25 protein-coding genes and 1 tRNA gene are annotated in these 19,894 nt (G+C 57.9%); 9 read left to right on the top strand and 17 right to left on the bottom strand.

All coding sequences use genetic code 11. From position 1 onward, the window contains the following. The first annotated feature begins 24 nt into the window (after positions 1-24). The 4 genes from EYC79_RS19840 to arsK all read left to right on the top strand — a co-directional run bounded on the left by EYC79_RS19840 (position 25) and on the right by arsK (position 3,157). Positions 25-441: a DUF2177 family protein gene (locus EYC79_RS19840; protein ID WP_111850375.1), complete on the top strand. Its 417-nt coding sequence runs from the start codon at positions 25-27 to the stop codon at positions 439-441. A gap of 77 nt (positions 442-518) precedes the next feature. Next, entirely contained in the window at positions 519-1,520 is a 1,002-nt protein-coding gene (locus EYC79_RS19835) for an alpha/beta fold hydrolase (RefSeq protein WP_062598781.1), read from the top strand. A gap of 94 nt (positions 1,521-1,614) precedes the next feature. Continuing rightward, on the top strand, positions 1,615-1,971 hold the full coding sequence (locus tag EYC79_RS19830) for an ArsR/SmtB family transcription factor (protein WP_130979254.1): 357 nt from the start codon (positions 1,615-1,617) through the stop codon (positions 1,969-1,971). Further along, positions 1,964-3,157 carry an arsenite efflux MFS transporter ArsK gene (gene arsK / locus EYC79_RS19825; RefSeq protein ID WP_130979387.1) on the top strand — a complete coding sequence of 398 codons (1,194 nt, stop codon included), beginning with the start codon at positions 1,964-1,966 and terminating at the stop codon, positions 3,155-3,157. Before EYC79_RS19830 ends, arsK begins: the two co-directional genes overlap by 8 nt. 12 nt (positions 3,158-3,169) lie before the next feature. On the opposite strand, the gene arsH is transcribed toward arsK, so the two are convergent. The 15 genes from arsH to EYC79_RS19755 all read right to left on the bottom strand — a co-directional run bounded on the left by arsH (position 3,170) and on the right by EYC79_RS19755 (position 12,060). Continuing rightward, complete coding sequence (arsH, locus tag EYC79_RS19820; protein WP_130979253.1) at positions 3,170-3,916, bottom strand: arsenical resistance protein ArsH; 747 nt, start codon at positions 3,914-3,916, stop codon at positions 3,170-3,172. After that, a complete protein-coding gene (gene arsC / locus EYC79_RS19815; RefSeq protein WP_130979252.1) occupies positions 3,873-4,295 on the bottom strand; it encodes an arsenate reductase (glutaredoxin) in 423 nt (140 codons plus the stop codon). The genes arsH and arsC overlap by 44 nt, the downstream gene beginning before the upstream one ends. Before the next feature lie 2 nt (positions 4,296-4,297). After that, on the bottom strand, positions 4,298-5,356 hold the full coding sequence (gene arsB / locus EYC79_RS19810; RefSeq protein WP_130979251.1) for an ACR3 family arsenite efflux transporter: 1,059 nt from the start codon (positions 5,354-5,356) through the stop codon (positions 4,298-4,300). A 41-nt stretch (positions 5,357-5,397) separates the two neighbouring features. Next, entirely contained in the window at positions 5,398-5,745 is a 348-nt protein-coding gene (locus EYC79_RS19805; RefSeq protein WP_130979250.1) for an ArsR/SmtB family transcription factor, read from the bottom strand. 83 nt (positions 5,746-5,828) lie between these two features. Next, on the bottom strand, positions 5,829-6,806 hold the full coding sequence (locus tag EYC79_RS19800) for a sensor histidine kinase (RefSeq protein ID WP_130979249.1): 978 nt from the start codon (positions 6,804-6,806) through the stop codon (positions 5,829-5,831). Between the two features lie 235 nt (positions 6,807-7,041). Beyond that, positions 7,042-7,488, bottom strand: a complete 447-nt coding sequence (locus tag EYC79_RS19795) for a YeeE/YedE family protein (protein WP_130979386.1) — start codon at positions 7,486-7,488, stop codon at positions 7,042-7,044. Beyond that, positions 7,488-7,895, bottom strand: a complete 408-nt coding sequence (locus tag EYC79_RS19790; protein ID WP_130979248.1) for a YeeE/YedE family protein — start codon at positions 7,893-7,895, stop codon at positions 7,488-7,490. Before EYC79_RS19790 ends, EYC79_RS19795 begins: the two co-directional genes overlap by 1 nt. Continuing rightward, on the bottom strand, positions 7,892-8,224 hold the full coding sequence (gene bigR, locus EYC79_RS19785; protein ID WP_162746207.1) for a sulfite-sensing transcriptional repressor BigR: 333 nt from the start codon (positions 8,222-8,224) through the stop codon (positions 7,892-7,894). Before bigR ends, EYC79_RS19790 begins: the two co-directional genes overlap by 4 nt. Further along, a complete protein-coding gene (gene blh, locus EYC79_RS19780; RefSeq protein ID WP_130979247.1) occupies positions 8,221-9,519 on the bottom strand; it encodes a bifunctional sulfur transferase/dioxygenase Blh in 1,299 nt (432 codons plus the stop codon). Before blh ends, bigR begins: the two co-directional genes overlap by 4 nt. A 273-nt stretch (positions 9,520-9,792) precedes the next feature. Then, positions 9,793-10,059 carry a hypothetical protein gene (locus tag EYC79_RS19775; protein WP_062426272.1) on the bottom strand — a complete coding sequence of 89 codons (267 nt, stop codon included), beginning with the start codon at positions 10,057-10,059 and terminating at the stop codon, positions 9,793-9,795. A 222-nt stretch (positions 10,060-10,281) separates the two neighbouring features. Next, positions 10,282-10,440, bottom strand: coding sequence for a hypothetical protein (locus tag EYC79_RS23535; protein ID WP_165457083.1), 159 nt, complete (start codon positions 10,438-10,440; stop codon positions 10,282-10,284). A 608-nt stretch (positions 10,441-11,048) separates the two neighbouring features. Then, positions 11,049-11,324 (bottom strand): hypothetical protein, encoded by a 276-nt coding sequence (locus EYC79_RS19770; RefSeq protein ID WP_062440059.1) that lies wholly within the window; start codon positions 11,322-11,324, stop codon positions 11,049-11,051. Between the two features lies 1 nt (position 11,325). Continuing rightward, complete coding sequence (locus tag EYC79_RS23630) at positions 11,326-11,520, bottom strand: hypothetical protein (RefSeq protein WP_207773694.1); 195 nt, start codon at positions 11,518-11,520, stop codon at positions 11,326-11,328. Between the two features lie 65 nt (positions 11,521-11,585). Then, a complete protein-coding gene (locus tag EYC79_RS19760; RefSeq protein ID WP_130979246.1) occupies positions 11,586-11,825 on the bottom strand; it encodes a hypothetical protein in 240 nt (79 codons plus the stop codon). Positions 11,826-11,983: 158 nt separating this feature from the next. Then, positions 11,984-12,060: transfer RNA gene (locus tag EYC79_RS19755), tRNA-Arg, on the bottom strand. Between the two features lie 472 nt (positions 12,061-12,532). Between EYC79_RS19755 and EYC79_RS19750 the strand changes: the two genes are divergently transcribed. Next, positions 12,533-13,054 carry a MarR family winged helix-turn-helix transcriptional regulator gene (locus EYC79_RS19750; protein ID WP_207773695.1) on the top strand — a complete coding sequence of 174 codons (522 nt, stop codon included), beginning with the start codon at positions 12,533-12,535 and terminating at the stop codon, positions 13,052-13,054. 706 nt (positions 13,055-13,760) lie between these two features. Beyond that, positions 13,761-13,988, top strand: coding sequence for a hypothetical protein (locus tag EYC79_RS19745; RefSeq protein ID WP_062426275.1), 228 nt, complete (start codon positions 13,761-13,763; stop codon positions 13,986-13,988). Positions 13,989-14,018: 30 nt separating this feature from the next. Here EYC79_RS19745 and EYC79_RS19740 read toward each other — a convergent pair whose 3' ends face one another. After that, the gene (locus EYC79_RS19740; RefSeq protein ID WP_130979245.1) at positions 14,019-14,504 is read right to left on the bottom strand and encodes a hypothetical protein; all 486 of its coding nucleotides are present in this window, start codon (positions 14,502-14,504) and stop codon (positions 14,019-14,021) included. A 163-nt stretch (positions 14,505-14,667) separates the two neighbouring features. Beyond that, entirely contained in the window at positions 14,668-15,654 is a 987-nt protein-coding gene (locus EYC79_RS19735; RefSeq protein ID WP_062426277.1) for a LysR family transcriptional regulator, read from the bottom strand. Positions 15,655-15,921: 267 nt separating this feature from the next. Between EYC79_RS19735 and chvE the strand changes: the two genes are divergently transcribed. The 3 genes from chvE (at position 15,922) to mmsB (ending at position 19,808) form a co-directional block, all read left to right on the top strand. Then, positions 15,922-16,986 carry a sugar ABC transporter substrate-binding protein ChvE gene (gene chvE, locus EYC79_RS19730; RefSeq protein ID WP_062426278.1) on the top strand — a complete coding sequence of 355 codons (1,065 nt, stop codon included), beginning with the start codon at positions 15,922-15,924 and terminating at the stop codon, positions 16,984-16,986. Positions 16,987-17,076: 90 nt separating this feature from the next. Next, positions 17,077-18,612, top strand: coding sequence for a sugar ABC transporter ATP-binding protein GguA (gene gguA, locus EYC79_RS19725; protein ID WP_062426279.1), 1,536 nt, complete (start codon positions 17,077-17,079; stop codon positions 18,610-18,612). Continuing rightward, entirely contained in the window at positions 18,612-19,808 is a 1,197-nt protein-coding gene (gene mmsB / locus EYC79_RS19720) for a multiple monosaccharide ABC transporter permease (RefSeq protein ID WP_130979244.1), read from the top strand. Before gguA ends, mmsB begins: the two co-directional genes overlap by 1 nt. Positions 19,809-19,894 lie beyond the last annotated feature (86 nt).

Below are 19,894 nucleotides of genomic sequence, written 5' to 3'. Positions count from 1 at the left end.
ATGCTTTAAGACGTGGGAGTTCTCATGAAACGGTTCGTCATCGCCTATATCGCGACCATGGTCTTTTTCCTGGCCATCGATGCGGTGTGGCTCAGCACCATGGCGGACCGTCTCTACCGTCCGCTTCTGGGTGATCTTCTGGCGCCGCAGTTCCGCCTTGTCCCCGCCGTTCTCTTTTATCTGATCTATTGTGCGGCCTTGAGCTTCTTTGCGGTTCTTCCCGGCCTCGACCAGCGCCGGCTGGTGGTGGCGCTGCGCAACGGCGCCTTCTTCGGCTTTGCTGCCTATGGCACCTATGACCTCACCAATCAGGCGACGCTCGTGACCTGGCCGACGACACTGACCATTGCCGACCTCATCTGGGGTTCGGTACTTTCCGCGGCCACGGCGTTCTGCTCCTGCTGGCTGACGGGAAAGCTGAATGGGCGTTCTGCCCATTAAGGACCCGGCCATTTCCGTCTTGCGTATCGAGATGGCCGGGTTCAAGACGTGATGTTATCTTTCTTCTCAGGACGATCATGCCCAACAGTTTTCTGCCGATGCTCGGAACGGTTCTTGCCATGAGCATGATGACGCCTGCGATCGCTGCATCGGACAGCCCGACCAAGGGCGAGGAGAGGGTCGATGTCGGCGGCTTCAAGCTGAACAGCATCCTGCTGCCCGCCGGAAAGAAGGCCGATCTTCCGCCGATCGTCTTCATCCATGGCGCCAGTGCCAGCCTCTACGATCCGCTCTTTTCTTTCCGCGAGCCGCTGGAAGGGCGCGCCAAGCTGCTCTTCGTCGACCGGCCGGGGCACGGTCTTTCCGATATCGGGCCGAAGGAAAACATCCTGCCGGATGCGCAGGCCGATGCGATTGCCGAGGCGATGAAAAAGCGCGGCATCCGCAAGGCGATCATCGTCGGCCACTCCTTCGGCGGCGCGATCACTGCCGCCTTCGCGCTGCGTCATAAGGACATGGTCGAAGGGCTCGTCTTTCTGTCACCCGCACTCTACCCGTGGCCGGGTGGCATCAGCTGGTATTATGACGCCGCGCGCGTGCCCGTGGCCGGCGTCTTCTTCAGCACCTTGATTGCCCCGCCTGCCGGGCTGATTGTGTTGAACGGTGCTGTGAAAGGTGTCTTCGCACCCAACCCCATGCCATCCGATTATGTTTCGAAGACGAAAGCCTACCGCGCCCTGCGCCCCGTCGCCTTTCGTCACAATGCCCAGGAAGTGGGCGCGCTGAACGGCTGGGCAAAAGATGCCTCTGCGAATTATCGGCAGATCAGAGCGAAGACGATCATCATTGCCGGAGACAGGGACGGCGTGGTCTCGACCGAAATCCACTCCAAGCATCTTGCCCGCGATATCCCGGGAGCAGAGCTCATCGTCGTCCATAATCTCGGCCACAAGTCGGATTACGTCGCCCGTGATCTGGTCGTCGCCGCGCTGGAAAAGATTGCCGGCAAGCCCCGCAATCTGAAGGCCATCGCCAAAACGGTGGAAACGCGGATTGCCAGCGACAAGGGCGCGATGTGACGGCAGGACGATATTTCGACCAGTCACAGCCACACTTGCCGACCTTCGTTGTATGCCGTATGTCTCAATCCAATAGTTCAAGGATTGTTGAAATATGGACGAGCGTCAGGCGCTTTCTTCATTCGCGGCACTTGCCCAGGAAACCCGGCTTCGCATCGTGCGGGCGCTGGTCGTAGCGGGTCCGGATGGACTTGCGGCCGGTAAAATTGCCGAACGCATGGGCGTTTCTGCCACCAATGTTTCATTCCACCTCAAGGAACTGGAGCGGTCCGGGCTAATCAACCAGCAACGGGTGTCACGCTCCATCATCTATCGTGCCAGCTTCGAGACGCTTGCCGAACTTGTGACCTTCCTGATGGAAGACTGCTGCGCTGGCCACTCCGCGATCCGGCATAAAGTCCCGCTGTCCGAGAGTCGTGGGTCTGCCGCAAGAGTGAACGTTGTTGAATAGGTCGCGCGTTTCTGCCTCTCTCGTTTCAGCGCTCGGCCTGACGCAGATCATCGGCTACGGCACGCTCTATTACAGCTTCAGCATACTGGCGCCGGGCATGGCGCAGGATCTTGGGCTTTCGCTGGCGCAGGTGTTCGGGGTGTTCTCCGTCTCCCTTTTTATCGGCGGGCTGTCGGCAATTTACATTGGCAGGCAGATGGACCGGCTGGGTGCGGCAACCATCATGGCGGTCGGGTCCGCGCTGGCATCGGTGATGCTCGTGCTGTGCGCCGCGGCACCTTCGGTGGCGACGTTTGCCATTGCCATCATCCTGCTCGAGGTTTCGTCCGGCATGGTGCAATATCAGGCGGCCTTCGCCACGCTGGTGGAGAGCGACGCCCATAGCGCGTCCCGGAGCATCACCTATCTGACGCTGATAGGCGGCTTTGCCTCGACGATCTTCTGGCCGATCTCCAGCGTGCTGGCCAGCCATCTTTCCTGGCGTGAAATCTATCTCGTCTTTGCGGCGCTCAACCTTGTTATCTGCATGCCGCTGCATGTCTGGATCAGGAGCCTTGGCAAGACGGCGCGCGGTTTGCCCGCTCGCGCGAAACCGACCGTTGTCGGCGCCGTTCCGCCGCATATGCGCCAGCGGACCATGCTCATCGTCTCCGTCGCTTTCGCGCTTCTCGGATTTACGCTTTCCGCCATGCTGGCGCATATGGTGCCCATGCTGGGATCGATCGGGCTGGGTGCTGCCGCTGTCGTGATCGGTTCTCTCTTCGGCCCGGCCCAGGTTCTGAGCCGTCTGATCAACATGGTGTTTGGAAAGCGTCTTTCGCCGCCGGGCCTTGCCGTTTTGTCCGCGGTGCTGATCGTGTCCGGGGTGGTGATGCTGCTGATGAGCGCAGACTGGTTGCCGGGTGCGGTGGCCTTTGCCATCTGTCTCGGGCTTGGTTCCGGCATCAACAGCATCGCCCAGGGAAGCCTGCCGCTTTATCTCGCCGGCTCGGAAGGCTATGGCGCAATGACCGGCAAACTGACCGCGGCACGGCTTGCGGTTGGCGCTTTCGCGCCATTCGCCTTTGCCTCCGCGATGGAAAATGTGGGCCTAAGCTTTGCGCTTGCGGCGAATGCAGGACTTGGCGCGCTCAGCATTGCCGCTTTCGTCATCGTCGCGCGGTCCTGCCGCTCTCAGGTGGCGTAAGCGCGCCGCCGGTCAGATCGAATTCAGAGACACCCGCTTCTCAAGTGCTGCAGCTTCTTCCTTCCGCTCGCTGTAACGGCTGGTCAGATAGGGTGAGGCGTCGCGTGTCAGAAGCGTGAATTTCACCAGTTCCTCACACACATCGACAACGCGATCATAATAGGAGGATGGCTTCATCCGCCCTTCGGCATCGAATTCCTGAAATGCTTTGGCGACCGAAGACTGGTTGGGAATGGTGATCATCCGCATCCAGCGACCGAGGATGCGCATCTGGTTGACCGCATTGAAGGACTGGCTGCCGCCGGAAACCTCCATCACCGCCAGCGTCTTGCCCTGGGTGGGGCGCACGGAACCGAGCGACAGGGGAATCCAGTCGATCTGCGATTTCATGATACCGGTCATGGCGCCGTGGCGCTCCGGGCTGATCCAGACCTGCCCCTCCGACCATTGCGAGAGGTCGCGTAGTTCCTGCACCTTGGGATGACTGGCTGGTGCTTCATCCGGAAGCGGAAGTCCAGCGGGGTCGAACAACCGCACTTCGCACCCCAAATGCTCCAGCAGGCGCCGGACCTCGAAGGCGAGGAGCCTGCTATAGGACACTTCTCTGAGCGATCCATAGAGTATGAGGATGCGCGGGCTGTGGACCGACATTGCAGGCCGCAGGGCCTCGGCCGCGATGGGATCGAGATGCTCGCTGCTTAAAGCGGGAAGTTGCTCAGACAATACGCTTTCCCTCGTGATCGAGAACCTGTTCTCCATCTTCCTTGGTGAAGGCACCCTGATGGCTGTCGGGCAGAATTTCCAGCACCACTTCCGACGGACGGCAGAGCCGTGTTCCGAGCGGCGTAACCACGAAAGGCCGGTTGATGAGGATCGGCTCCTTCACCATGGCATCCAGCAACTGCTCGTCGCTTAACGCCGGATCGTCCAATCCAAGTTCGGCATAGGGCGTGCCCTTTTCCCGGATTGCTTCCCGGACCGTCAGTCCCGCATCGGTGATCATTGCCTTCAACTCCGCGCGTGATGGCGGGGTTTGGAGATACTCGATGACCGTGGGTTCGATACCGGCGTTGCGGATCATGGCCAGCGTATTGCGCGACGTTCCGCAGGACGGATTGTGATAGATGGTCACCTGCATGATTATGCCTCCTTGGCGTGGGCGTTCTTTGAAACGGAGGGGGCGCTTTCGTACCAGCCCTTCGAGCGGTTCACGATCCAGACGACGGACAGCATGACGGGCACCTCGATCAGCACGCCGACGACGGTTGCGAGTGCGGCGCCAGACTGGAAGCCAAACAGGCTGATGGCTGCGGCCACCGCGAGCTCAAAGAAATTGCTCGCCCCTATGAGAGCTGAAGGCCCGGCCACGCAGTGCTGTTCGCCCGATACCCGATTGAGGAGATAGGCAAGGCCCGAATTGAAGTAGACCTGGATCAGGATCGGCACGGCAAGAAGCCCGATGACGGCAGGCTGGGCGATGATCTGCTCGCCTTGAAAGCCAAACAGGAGAACGAGCGTTGCCAAGAGAGCGACAAGAGAAAGCGGCTGCAACCGGGCAAGCAGGGCATCCAGCGCGCGCGTCTTTCCATCGGCGGTCAGCATCTTGCGAAGAAGTTGGGCTATGCCGACGGGGATGAGAATATAGAGAACGACCGAAATCGTCAGCGTATCCCATGGCACCGTTATGGCTGAGAGGCCGAGAAGCAAGCCTACGATCGGCGCGAAGGCGATGACCATGATCGCGTCATTGAGCGCCACCTGAGACAGGGTGAAATGAGGCTCGCCCTTGGTCAGGTTCGACCAGACGAAGACCATCGCTGTGCAGGGCGCCGCAGCCAGGATGATCAATCCCGCAATGTAGGAGTCGATCTGATCTTGCGGCAGCAACGGTCGAAACAGCCAGCCGACGAACAGCCAGCCGAGAAGAGCCATGGAGAAAGGTTTGATCGCCCAGTTGATGAAAAGTGTGACGCCGATGCCGCGCCAATATCGTCCGACTTTCGACAGCGCGCCAAAATCGATCTTCAGCAGCATGGGAATGATCATCAGCCAGATCAGGGCGGCGACAGGAATGTTGACGCGGGCGACCTCAGCTGCGCCGATCGCATGAAAGACCCCTGGGAACAGGTGGCCGAGCGTGATGCCGACCAGAATGCAAAGAAAGACCCAAACCGTCAGGTAGCGTTCGAATGTGGACATCAACTTGTCTTTCCGGTGTTTGATCCTGGCGTGATGCTGCGTCACGCCTTTTCAACGCTACAGCAGGGCGTCAAATCGGCGATCAGCGGGGCGCAGAGCGCGGCATTGCCATTGCAGCAATCCTTGAGCAGGAAGAGTGTGAGCGCACGAAAACCATCGAGCTCGGCGCGATAGATGATGGAGCGGCTTTGCCGGTCGCTTTTCACGATGCCTGCTCGCTGCAAGATGCCGAGATGGGCCGACATCGTGTTTTGGGGCACGTCCACCAACCGAGCCAACTCACCGGCCGCCACACCATCGGGCTCCGCCTTCACGAGGAGACGGAAGGTTTCAAGACGCGTGGGTTGCGCAAGGGCCGACAGCGCTGCAATGGCAAGGTTAGTATCCATATATCCAGAATAATGGATATTTAATTTCCGTCAAGAGGGCACGTCTTTCGGGCGTGGAGAACGCCGCAGGCTCCTGGATTGGCTCAGTTTTCGATCAGATTGGCAACCTGTGCCGAAAGCGAAAACACCAGCCCGTCCCTGTCGAAATCAATCCGGCTCGTGCCTCCAAGATAGGAGGAGAGCGCCTTGTCGATCATCCTCGATCCAAAGCCGCGGCGGGTTGGCTGGAAGACTTCGGGACCGCCGGTTTCTTTCCAGGTGAGGTCGAGGGTGGGACGGTCGGCGTTTTCGTTGAGTTTCCAGGTGAGCGAGACGATGCCGGTGTCGTTGGAGAGCGCGCCGTATTTGAAGGCGTTGGTGGCAAGTTCGTGGAAGGCGAGGGTAAGCGCAAGCGCGCATTTGGCCGAGAGATCGATTTCGGGGCCATCGATCAAAACCCGGCCGGCGCTATGTTCGGCAACGACGGCCTCGGCGAGTGTGCGCAGTTGCGTCGGGTTGTGGTGGGCGTTGATGAGGATGTCATGCCCGCGGCTGAGAGCGCCCAGACGCGAGAGGAAGGTTGGCTTGGCGGTTGCCATGTCAGCATCGTCTTTCAACGTCTGCGACGCGACGGCCTGCACAAGGGCCAGGATATTCTTGATGCGGTGCGCAAGCTCGTTGCGCAACAGGATCTGCTCATCCTCGAAGGACTTCAGAGCGGTGATGTCTCTTGAAATGGAAAGGATGCCTTCGACAGCACCTTTGTCATCGAAAAGCGGGGAGACCTTCACATCCCAGTAGCGCGGCGTGCCCTTGGCTGTATTGGCAAAGCCCGTGAAGCGTGCGGCGCGACCGGCGCGGGCTTCATCCAGTGCGGCGACAGCATCGGTATTGCCTTGGCCCTCCCAGAAATTGGGCCAGTAGCAACCTTTGAACTGGGAAAAATCGTCCACCTCCATCACCCGCTGGCCGCCTTCGTTCATGAATTGGAGGGACCCATCCATGCCGATGACTTTGATGCAGTCATCCGAAACAGCGAGTGCAGCGGCAATGAAGCGAGAACTATTGTGGCTATCCAGCACTGGAAATTACCTTGAATAAGATGCGGGTCTGCGAGAAACACAGGCTAGTTCAATACCATAACCATTTAAGGCGCAACAGAAGAAGAAGTTCCCATCAATACTTCGTTAATGACGTTACGTGAGGTCTTTCACGTCGGATTTTCTTCGCTGTGCATTGCGCAAAATCGCCTTGCCGGGGAGCGCTGACAAGCACGTTCAACGTCCCGGTGCCGAATTTCGTGGCAAGTCCGTGTCGTTAGGGACGCCTGCTCCACAGGCGGTCATGAAGCGTCATACCCAAAAGCATGGCGACGACGAAGAGGATGACTTGCGGCGCACCGCTGGTGAGTGCTGTCACCGAGAGAGACGCGATGGCCGGGCCGGGGCAGAAGCCGCCGAGCCCCCAGCCGAGGCCGAACAGCGCTGAGCCGATGATGAGCGGCGCATCGATCTTCTGTTTTGTCGGCAGGTGGAACGTATCGTCCAGTACGGGATGCCCCATGCGTTGTGCTGCCCGCCCGCCGATAAAGGCAACAAGGACAGCGCCGCCAAGAACGAAAGCGAGGCTCGGGTCCCAATTGCCGAAGACATCCAGAAAGGCTTGAACGCGGGCAGGGTTCAGCATACCGGAAAGTGACAGGCCGAGGCCGAAGATCAGGCCGGATGCCAGTGCTGCGGAAAATCGAAGGATCGAGCGGTTCATCATCCGATGCTCCGCAGGACGGCAACGGCGGCGATGCCCGTTGCCAGAAATGTCGCGACCGCCGCCATGGAGCGGGGAGACAGCCGTGCGAGCCCCAGCACGCCGTGGCCGCTGGTGCAGCCGGAGCCCATGCGCGAGCCGAAGCCGACCAGCAAGCCTGCGAGCGCAATGAGTGGCCAGGGCGTGGTGATCTCGATCTGCGGCCAGCCACCGAAGAAAGAAAGATAGGCCATCGGCCCGAGCAGCAGGCCCAGCACGAAGGCGAGATTGGTGGTGAGCCCGACACCTTTGGCCAGGCGTCCGACAATGCCGCTGATACCGGCAATGCGACCGTTGAGGATGAGCAGCATGACGGCGGAGGCGCCGATCAACAGGCCGCCCGCAAGGGAGGCGAGATAAGGGCTCATGCCGTCTCCCTTGCGCAGAAAATGTTATAGAGAGCGGCGACCAGTTGGGCGGCCTTTTCCTCGGTCAGACGGTAGAAAATCTGCTTGCCATCACGCCTGGTATCGACAATGCCGGAGCCTCTGAGCACGGTGAGGTGCTGGGAAAGATGCGGCTGGTGCAGATCGAGCCGCTCTTCCAGATCGCCAACGGAGAACTCCCCCTCGACCAGGGTGCAGACGATCATCAGCCGCGCCGGGTGCGACAGGGTTTTCAGCAGGGTGGCGACATCTGCGGCGCGATCTGCCATTTCGGCAGGCGAAAGCACCAGGTCTTTTGGCAAAGCGGTCATTCCCAAACGGCTCCCTGCAAGGCATCCAGCGGAAACTTGAGATAGCGTTTGCCGTTCGCCTCCGGCTCCGGCAGGCGGCCACCGCAGATATTCACCTGTAGCGCATGAAGCATGAGCTTCGGCATGGGGAGCGTCTTGTCGCGTTGTGTACGAAGCGTAGTGAAATCCTGCCTGCTGACGCCCGCAATATGCGGATTGGAGGCTTTTTGTTCGGCGACCGTACTTTCCCAACGCGGCGTTCGGCCATTCGGCTGATAATCATGACCGGTAAAAAGCCGCGTCTCATCCGGCAGGGCCAGAATATCCTGAATGGAGTGCCAGAGGGCATCCGCATCCCCGCCGGGGAAATCGGCGCGCGCCGTGCCGCCATCCGGCATGAACAGCGTGTCGTGGATGAAGGCCGCATCGCCGATGACATAGGTGATCGAGGCGAGCGTGTGGCCGGGAGAGAAGAGAACCCGCGCATCGAGTGAGCCGATCTTGAACGTCTCGCCATGGGCAAACAGGTGGTCCCATTGCGAGCCATCGGTCGCGAGGTCCGGCCAGTTATAGATATCCTTCCATAGCGCCTGGACATCCACGACGCGCTCGCCGATGGCGGTGCGGGCACCTGTCTCGTGTTTCAGATAGTGCGCGGCAGAGAAATGATCGGCATGCGGATGCGTGTCGAGAATCCATTCGACGGTGAGACCTTGGGCACGCACATAATCGAGGATCGCATCGGCATTGATGGTGGCTGTGGCGCCGGACTTCTCGTCGAAATCCAACACCGGATCGATGATGGCGCATTTGCCGGTATCGGGATCAGAGACCACATATTGAATGCTGAAGGTGCGGGCGTCGAAGAAGCCCTTCACCTGCGGACGCAGAGAGGTTTGGCGGGCAAGCCACGTCTCTGCGACATACATGTCGAAGCCATGGGCGCGGCCGAAGGCAGCGACATCGGCTGCTTTCATCCGCCCATCCAGAACTTCGCCGATCACATAGAGGCTGAGCGAACGGGTGCCACCTTTACAATGGGCGAAAACCGGGCCATCGGACTGGCGCATGGCATCCTGGAAGGCCCGCACGTCCGCCTCGGTGATGGTACTCATCGTCACCGGAATGTGGCTATAGGCCAGACCATATTGGCCCGCTGCCTGCGCCTCCACTTTCGCGCCGAGTTGAGACGTGTCCTCGCCATCCGGACGATTGTTGATGAATGTCGTGAAGCCTTGCGAGTGGAGGGCCCAGATGTCTTCGACACTTGGCTGGGTCGAGACCGATAGCTTGTCGGAGATTCTGGTTACCGGCATAAATGCCCTCCATCCTAAGTCATTATATATTATTTTATAATGTATAATGATGTGGGCTGCAATTGCCAAAGCGTGTCGCGATCTTTCAGATTCACTCCTTCGCTTTGGCCCCTTGTTTTGTCGCATGTCGTTATCGCAAAACCGCTGCACACTTTTGCGCGGACCATGCTTTAAAGCGTGGCGCGATCTTCAGATTCCCTCACCACGCTTCAGTTCGTTGTCTTATAGTCTGTCGTTATCGACAGACCGCTGCACCCCCTTGCGCGGCGTGCTTCAGTATTTCGGAATGGACGATGGCTTTCGGTCGAACGTTTCCGTCGTGCCGTCCGGCCTGTACAACGTCCAGGAGCCACTGAGATTTTGCGAGAGCCTTCCTTCACTTTTGCCGTCGCGGCTGACGGCATATCCGCCTCCAAGATTCTGCTGGAGTTCGTAGGTGCTTCCATCTTTCTTGAAGCATCGCGACGCGTTCATCCCGCACTCGGCGAAGGCGCTGTTTGCTGCAAGCACCATGATGGAAGATAGGATAAGTCGCTTCATGAGTTTGATCCTTTCGCTTTGTGTTCAGTTGGAAGTGACATCGATTTGAACTGTTCTGGACGATGACCGCAGGATTCGCCCGGGTGATGAATCCATCCGGATGGGCAGGCGGTGGAGATGCCTGCGCTCATCTCCCGGCCGAGATGGAGCACGGCGCCTTCGTCCCTTTGGGTGGGCAAACGTTTCGCCGTGATACCGGGAGATGCGTGCGAATATAAAAGCTCACCGTATGCGTGAACTGGCGTCACTGCCTTCGCATCGCGCATAGTCTGCCGCATTGCTGGCAAAGTCCTTCGCCGCATCGGCGGCATCGGCTGCGTCCTCTGCATATTCCGTCAGGGCGCGAATATAGGTCGCGACGTCGTTCTTGTAGGAGCGCATGTCATACTCCGAGCAATTGGAATAAAGCACGCAGGAGGGCTGCGAAATTTTGGAGGGTGCCCTGGGAATGCGGACATCGCTGGAGGGCTCGGAGCAGCCCAGTGCCAGTGTTGGAGAGATCATGAAAAGAGTACAAAAAAACGAAACGCGTCGCATGCTGGAAACCTCCGTTTGCATGGCTGATGAAAATTCCTGTCAGGGTTAAGGCGTCGCGCGGAACCGTGCGGTCTCTTGTCTATCCATCGCGCCGACCTCACTATCGTTTTGCCTATCCGTCCTTTGTAGCCGCGGGTTAAATAGCGCTGCGGAAAGACGACCTCCGCTTTACGTCCCGCCATGTGCAGGTCACCGTGTGTTTGACCCCTCTTTGTCTGAGATCCTCTCCCTATCTCTTCGTTTCGATGCGTCGTTCGTGGGTGGCGGTTACGACCGCCGTTGACCGAGTGGGTGCGATCGGTGAGTAAAGACTTGCCTTAGCTTCAGTGGCCGCTATCCGATTGGCGGATGGCTCTCACTGAGCGGCTGGCATTCTCCCCGGCATCAATCTGCGTGTACAGGCAAGACGATCGTCGAGCGGCGATCTGCATCTTTCAAAGCAGCATCCGTCCTCAATCGCGCGATACATGCCCGAAGACAAAATGGTTGCCAGTTCCGTTGCCGCATCGGCTGCACCGCAACTTCCGTTCCAGCGGCATCAACTGCTGCGACTTGCCAAACCGTCGCTGTAATTCCCATCGCTCCAGCATGCTCACCTCTCCGCATTGTCCGCATTTGCCGCTGACCGAATACCATTGCGGCAGGTCGGCAAATGTAACCTCGTTGGCCTTTTGTCCTGCTATCTCGTCGCCCGCGCCCACCAGATCGATACCGCGACGGTGGCGCATGTCACTCCCGCTCGCCGTTCGGTATCCACCCGCGCGTAAATCCTCGTCCCATGGCGGCAACGGCGACCGAAAGCTGTTGTTGCAGATGCTCGATCTCATCCAGCAGCGTTTCTACCGCCGCCTTCGCATCCCCGTCGTGGCATTGGATGACATATGCCGCAACATCCACGACCTGTTCGTTGATTTCGGCACACACGTTCCCGATCTCCTGTTTCAGAGCCACCTGCTCGTTGATGTGAAAGATGATTGATCCCCGTCCGGTCAGTCAGGCATCAAGTCGGTAATCTCGCCATGAGAGACCAGGAGACGGGGATCGCCCATGTCGCCACTCTCCTCATCCACGGTGACGGCATAGGCAGCAACGCCAATATGGCGAGACGCCATTGCACCGGCAATCTTCTCGGCAGAGGCGGCGTTGGAAGCCTGCCGAATATCCCCCGGCACAATACCGCCGCGCCCCTTCTTAAACTGCACCACGATGATCTTCTCAGCTCCGGGCATGTCTCACTCTCTCATTTGTTCTATAAATGTTCTCATTTTTGGGAAGAGTCAAGACGGTGGTTTGACGCGATTTCGAAGGCGTGTCTCCAGCAGACCAAATATCCGCAGAAGATGGGATCGCGAGCGCCATATGCACGTCAAAGAGAACTTTTGGAAAATGGCGCACCCGACAGGATTCGAACCTGTGACCTTTGGAATCGGAATCCAACACTCTATCCAGCTGAGCTACGGGTGCACTCGTGACGCGTCTTTGAGTCGCGTTTGGATATGCCGGGTTTCTTAAACTAGCTTTCCTGTCTCTTCAATCCGTAAAATGTCGCCGGCGACAATGATGTTGCCGATGAATCGGTATGGTTAAAAATCATCTATTACTTCTTGCACGCTTTGCTTGTGTCTAATTCTTACGGGCTGGAATTTGTACTTCATCTTTCGTCGGTTGCATGATGAGTGGCTAGTTAACGAGAACGTGCATGATGATTTTTCGCGCTCGAGTTTGATAAGAGCGAGATTAGTGGTTTGTTTACAATATATTGGTTGTAAGAACCAATATTTATGGGATGCTAATAGTAGGAAGTGCTTATCGTTTCCACGATGGAAGATTTCGTCCGTACGAACCCTAGACCTATGGATTAATTACTATTAAACATTGTTCTAATAAACATATGCCGCTAATGACCTCTCAAGCGGATGAATCACAGGAGGCCGGGATGACTTTGAATATGGCTTTTGAGCAAGGTCGCGCGAAGGGTAAATACTCGGAAGCCGATGAGCCGTCGCTTGGGCATTCCAAGCTCTCGAAGCTCGATGTCGATTACTCCATTCTTTCCGAAGCTGTACTTTACAGGCTCCGGAGGGCGCAACTCGCGGTGGTGGGGGACTTCAACGAGAGCCTTCTTGCCTACGGTCTTCGTCCGGCTGATTTCTCCGTGCTGATCGTTGTGGCGAACAATACCGATCTGAAGCAGAGCGATGTTGCAGAGGCGCTTGGAATTCAGCGCGCCAACTTCGTGGCGATCATCGATGGTTTGGAAAACAAGGGGCTGCTCGCCCGCCGCAGATCAGCGACCGACCGCCGTGTGCATTATCTGGAGATGACGGAAGAGGGCAAAGCCACGCTCGACGAAATCCTGCAGATCTGGAAAGCCCATGAGGATAAGCTCGTTGGCCGACTGGGTGGCGAGAAGGCTCGCGATCAACTTGTGGGGCTGTTGCGCAAGATCGAGGATTGATCCTGGACGATAATGCTCGGTGCTCTCCATTGAACACCTGAAGGCGGTGCAGTTTTGCGCCGCTTTTTTGTTGAGGGGTTAGGGGTGGCGCGTCTGCGATGAGCGGACTGACCCGTCATGGTGTTCGCCATTGCAGCACGATCCTTCGACGAAACCTCTTGCTACGCCATTCCCTTCATTGTGCGTTGGCTCTGGGGCAAGAGGTAGCGAGCGGGCTTCCTCATCCGTATTGTGCTGTCGCTCGCCAGTCCACACGCAGAGCCGCTTAGGGCAAGTTCTCTCATATCAAGGACAATGGTCTGGCTGTTTCTCCAATAGCGCCGGGATGGGTATGCCAATCCTCTGGCTGGATCCTGACCTTGGAGCGAGGCTCTTGCCATAGGTCACGCGTCGGCCTTCTCTAAATGTTGGCATATCCTGCCCACGCCAGCGCAGTGGATTGGCCTTCGGTCGATCACAATCCGGTTGGATAGGGGATTCTCGCGCCTCTCTTTGGCCTGCGGTCTTGCATTGTTGCGTTTCTGAGGGGATATGCTCGGCAAAATGCTTGAAGCGTCGTGCGTCCGTTGGACGCCCAAAGGACGCTTTACCTTTTTGAATCGACACATCGTGCTTTTCCGAAAAACGATTTCGATTTTCAGGCCGATGCAGTAAAGCCGGATGCTTGCGTGGATTTCGCATGAGGGGCTGGCGCAAGGGAGAGACCATGCTTTTGATCGATACGAACCATCCGATGTATCGCCCGCTCTGGGTGCGGCTGCTGATCGTTGGCGTCTGCGCCGGCTGGGCGGTGTTGGAGTTCGTCAACAATGAGCCCTTCTGGATGACCGTCGTCGGCGGCATCGCGCTTTATGCGGCCTATGTGCTGCTGTTTACCTTCAAGCCGGCCGAGCCAAAGCCGGAAGAGCCGGCGGTTCGCTCCGAGCAGGACTGAGGTCTCACACGCGCTTTACCGGGCGGGTTTTCAGGTTCGGCCCATCAGCGGCAAAAGCCGGATGGCCTGGTCGATGAGAAGATTGGCGGCTGTCATGCGCAAATGTGCGTTCTCGCGAAAGGCAGCGGGGACTGCGTCGGGGTGATTGAGCCTGGCAAACGCCCGCCGCTTTTCGCTGAGGCTTTCCAGCGTGTCCCTGTCGTTGATGGCAAGCTCGTGGCTGACATCTGCCAGAGAGGTCTTTTGAAGATAATCCGGTATCGGCATCGGCGCCGGTTCAGGCTCCTCATCCCTCGGCTCAATGTCGAGGGTCGGCATCTCCTCCAGCACATCGAGATAGGCGGAGAGCGGGCGATTGTCCGGCTCTGTCTCGGATATGCCGGATGTCGCGATGGGGCCGGGGTCGAAGATGACGCGCGCGCTAAAGGGTGTCGCAATTTCCTCCTCAGGTCGATCTTCCGCCTCGCGCTCAAGGCGCGCGACGACAGACTGGAACACCGACTGGCCGAAAAGCATGACACCCCATCTCTTTGCGACCGCGCGACAGCAAGATGCGTAGATTCAAAAAGTAAAGCGGCCTTGTGCGTCCAACAGGACGCGCGGCGCTTTAGCAGGTCTACAGCGGCGGTCGTTGCTTCCCGCAGAGAGAATCACTCTAATGTTGCCCGAGCCTTGAGCGTTACGCGGCCTTGCGGCTTTCCTCCAGCACCAGATCATAAAGAAGCTGGGCGCTGGGCGGCAGCACTCGGTCCTTCACCGTCAGCAGGCTGAAGGGTTTGACGCTGAGCTCAAACTCGGTCGGCAGAATGCGGATGTCGCCCATAGGGGAATGCTGGCCGGAGAGAAACTCGGCCATTTCCAGCGCAAGCGGCGCGATTGCGTGGGTGGTGCTGACAATGGCAAGGGTGAGCACGGTGGAGGGCGTGTTGATGATGTTACGCGGCAGCGAGACGCCCTGGGCAAGGAAGGCATCCTCGATCGTGCGCCTCAGCAGTGTGCCGGGCGGCTGGAACACCCAGTCGTAGTCGCAAATATCCTCCAGCCGGGCAGGCGGGGCATTCAGCAGCGGGTGATTCTTGCCGACCAGAAGACAGGCGCGCTCGATGCCGATTTCATGGGCGTTGAACAAGGCCGGATCGAGATCGTCTGGAATGCGGCCGATGACGAAATCATGCCGTGCTGCCAGAAGCTCGCGCGCGAGAATATTGCTGGTTTCCACCTGCACGCTGATTTCGATGCCCGGATAGATATCCATTGCTTTACGAAGTGCGGGCACCACCATGCTGATGGCAGGCGCGGTGACCGCGCCGATATAGACCGAGCCGCCGCTGCCGGATTTCATCTGCGCCAGCTCCCGGCTTGCCTCGCGCAGCTCCAAAAGGATCTTCTTGGCCCGTCTTGCCAAGGCTTCTCCAAACTTGGTTAAGACAACGCCGCGTGATGCGCGCTGACAGAGCGGGCTCTTCACGATGGCCTCCATCTCCGACAGAACGCGCGAGGCCGCAGGCTGCGTCATGTTGAGGGCTGCGGCCGCAGCGCTTACCTGGCCGTGTTCTTCTACCATCACAAGCATACGTAAATGGGTCATTTTCAGCCCGGCGCGCAACAGGGGGTTGTCTTCGATGATCGAAGGAAACTCACTCAGATTCGTTTCATCGCGTTCCATTTTCGTCACCGTTTATGGCAGGAGAGCTTAGAATAAAAATTTGTATCGATTTAATATATCAAAAATGATATAGGAAAAGAGAGATATTCTATTTGACAGTTATATAGATTCAGAACAGTTTGCACCTCGTGCCGGGGAGGAGCGATGAAAGACGGATTATGCTCAGGGAGCCCGTTCGAGTAAGCTCGATTCTTCACTACCGCGCATGAATTTGACGGCATTCTGTAAGGATACAGAAGCCTAAAAGGGTTCCAAGGGAGAGAGTTCATGAAATCCATCATTTCGTTGTTTGCTGCCTGCGCTATCGGCGCTGCGGCATTTGCGTCGCCCGTCTGGGCGCAGGACAAGGGCACGGTCGGTATCGCCATGCCAACCAAGTCTTCCGCGCGCTGGATCGACGACGGCAACAACATCGTCAAGCAGCTTCAGGACGCCGGCTACACGACCGACCTTCAGTATGCTGACGACGACATTCCGAACCAGCTTTCCCAGATCGAAAACATGGTCACGAAGGGCGTCAAGGTCCTCGTTATCGCTTCGATCGACGGCACGACTCTGTCGGACGTTCTCAAGCAGGCCGGCGAACAGGGCATCAAGGTTATCGCCTATGACCGCCTGATCCGTAACAGCGGCGACGTCAGCTACTACGCAACCTTCGACAACTTCCAGGTTGGCGTTCTGCAGGCAACCTCCATCGTCGACAAGCTTGGCCTGAAGGACGGCAAGGGTCCGTTCAACATCGAGCTCTTCGGCGGTTCGCCGGACGACAACAACGCCTTCTTCTTCTATGACGGCGCAATGTCTGTCCTGAAGCCTTACATCGACAGCGGCAAGCTCGTCGTGAAGTCCGGCCAGATGGGCATGGACAAGGTCGGCACGCTGCGTTGGGATCCGGCAACGGCCCAGGCTCGCATGGACAACCTGCTCTCCGCTTACTACACCGACGCCAAGGTTGATGCCGTTCTGTCTCCTTATGACGGTATCTCCATCGGTATCATCTCCTCGCTCAAGGGCGTAGGTTACGGCACCAAGGACCAGCCGCTGCCGGTCGTTTCCGGTCAGGACGCTGAAGTTCCTTCCGTCAAGTCCATCCTGGCTGGCGAACAGTACTCCACCGTCTTCAAGGACACACGCGAACTCGCCAAGGTTACCGTCAACATGGTCAACGCGCTGATGGAAGGCAAAGAGCCTGAAGTCAACGACACCAAGACCTACGAAAACGGCGTCAAGGTTGTTCCGTCCTACCTGCTGAAGCCGGTTGCCGTGACCAAGGACAATGTTGAAAAGGTTCTGGTTGAAAGCGGTTACTACAAGGCTGACCAGCTGAAGTAATTTCTTCATGATCGTGGCGGGGAGGGACGTGATCGTCGCTCCCCGTTTATCCAAATAAGAACGCCGGATTGTACGGCGCAGGATTGTGATATGGACAACACCATTCTCGAAATGCGCAACATCACCAAGACGTTTCCAGGCGTGAAGGCGCTTGAAAACGTGAACCTCAAGGTTCGCCAAGGTGAGATACATGCGCTCGTCGGCGAGAATGGCGCGGGAAAGTCGACCCTCATGAAGGTCCTTTCCGGCGTTTATCCCGCTGGCACATATGATGGAGAAATCCACTACGAAGGTGAGCTGCGCAATTTCCGCGCCATCAACGACAGTGAAGATATCGGCATCATCATCATTCACCAGGAGCTGGCGCTCGTGCCGCTTCTGTCGATTGCAGAAAACATTTTCCTCGGAAACGAAGTCGCGCAAAACGGCGTCATCAGCTGGCAACAGACCTTCAATCGCACCCGCGAGTTGCTGAAGAAGGTTGGCCTGAAGGAATCGCCCGAAACACTCATCACCGATATCGGTGTCGGCAAGCAGCAGCTGGTGGAAATCGCCAAGGCGCTGTCGAAGAGCGTGAAGCTTCTGATCCTTGACGAGCCGACGGCTTCGCTTAACGAAAGCGATTCCGAAGCGCTGCTCAATCTGCTGATGGAGTTCCGCACCCAGGGGCTGACCTCGATCATCATCACCCACAAGCTGAACGAAGTGCGCAAGGTGGCCGACCAGATCACCGTGCTTCGCGACGGCATGACGGTGAAGACGCTCGACTGCCACAAGGAAGAGATCAGCGAAGACGTGATCATCCGCAACATGGTGGGCCGCGATCTGGAAGACCGCTATCCGCCGCGTGACGTGCCGATCGGCGAGACGATCCTCGAGGTCAAGAACTGGAACGCCTTTCACCAGCAACACCGGGACCGTCAGGTCCTGCACGATATCAACATCAACGTCCGCAAGGGCGAGGTTGTCGGTATTGCGGGTCTGATGGGTGCGGGCCGCACCGAATTCGCCATGAGCGTGTTCGGCAAGTCCTATGGCCACAAGATCTCCGGCGAGGTTCTGCTTCACGGCAAGCCGGTGGATGTCAGCACCGTGCGCAAGGCGATCGATGCGGGTCTGGCTTACGTTACCGAAGACCGCAAGCATCTGGGTCTCGTTCTGAACGACAACATTCTGCACAACACCACGCTTGCCAATCTGGCCGGGGTGTCGTCTGGAACCGTCATCAACGACATTCAGGAAATGAAGGTCGCGACGGACTTCCGCAAGCGCTTGCGCATTCGCTCGTCCGGCATCTTCCAGGAAACGGTCAATCTGTCCGGCGGCAACCAGCAAAAGGTCGTGCTGTCCAAGTGGCTGTTTTCCAACCCGGACGTCCTCATTCTGGATGAACCGACGCGCGGTATCGACGTCGGCGCGAAATACGAAATCTACACCATTATCAACCAGCTTGCCGCCGACGGTAAGGGCGTTTTGATGATCTCATCGGAAATGCCCGAGCTGCTTGGCAATTGCGACCGCATCTACGTTATGAACGAAGGACGGATTGTCGCCGAATTGCCGAAGGGAGAGGCGAGCCAGGAAAGTATCATGCGCGCTATCATGCGCTCAGGGGAGAAGAACTGATGAGTTCGACCAACACATCCACCGAAGAGAACAACGTCATCTCGGTCGGCTCGTATATCCGGTCCAATATCCGTGAATACGGCATGCTGATCGCGCTCGTCGCCATCATGCTCTTTTTCCAGTTCTACACAGGCGGCATTCTCTTCCGTCCGGTCAACCTGACCAACCTCGTGTTGCAGAACTCCTTTATCGTCATCATGGCGCTCGGCATGCTGCTCGTTATCGTGGCAGGGCATATCGACCTTTCGGTCGGTTCCATCGTCGCCTTCGTCGGCGCCATAGCGGCCATTTTGACGGTCCAATGGGGTATGAACCCGTTCCTGGCCGCGCTGATCTGCCTCATCGTCGGCGGTATCATCGGTGCTGCCCAGGGCTACTGGATTGCCTATCACCGCATTCCGTCCTTCATCGTGACACTGGCGGGCATGCTGGTTTTCCGCGGCCTGACGCTTTTTGTCCTCGGCGGTAAGAACATCGGTCCGTTCCCGTCCGACTTCCAGGTCATCAGCACCGGCTTCCTGCCGGATATTGGCGGCATCGAAGGCATCAACACCACCTCGCTGATCCTGACGATTTTGATTTCGGTCGTTCTTCTGGTTCTGGCTTTCCGTCGCCGTCAGGTGAATCAGAAGCATGGCATCGAGGTCGAGCCTTTTGGCTTCTTCCTGGTGCAGAACGTTCTGATTGCCGCTGCGATCCTCTTCCTCGGCTACAGCCTGTCGACCTATCGCGGCCTGCCGAACGTTCTCATCGTCATGCTGGTGCTGATTGCGATCTACAGCTTCGTGACCCGTCGCACCACGATCGGCCGTCGCATCTACGCGATGGGCGGTAACGAAAAGGCGACGAAGCTTTCGGGCATCAACACTGAACGCTTGAGCTTCTTGACCTTCGTCAACATGGGCGTTCTCGCCGGTCTTGCCGGCATGATTATCGCAACGCGCCTGAACTCGGCGACGCCGAAGGCCGGTGTGGGCTTCGAACTGGACGTGATTGCGGCCTGCTTCATCGGCGGCGCATCTGCTTCCGGCGGCGTTGGCAAGATCACCGGTGCGGTCATCGGCGCCTTCATCATGGGCGTGATGAACAACGGTATGTCGATCATCGGTCTCGGCATCGACTTCCAGCAGATGGTCAAGGGCCTCGTGCTTCTGGCCGCCGTGTTCTTCGACGTCTACAACAAGAACAAGGGCTGACCTTAGCGTTCGCCAACAGTTTTGAACGATAGCAAGTGGCCGGTTTCCGGCCACTTCCATGAGGAGGGGGCGTTTGAGGACGCCCA

Origin of the sequence: Agrobacterium cavarae (genome assembly GCF_004310285.1) — a bacterium.
Classification (GTDB): Bacteria; Pseudomonadota; Alphaproteobacteria; order Rhizobiales; family Rhizobiaceae; genus Agrobacterium; species Agrobacterium cavarae.
This window is presented reverse-complemented; position numbering and strand designations above follow the sequence as displayed.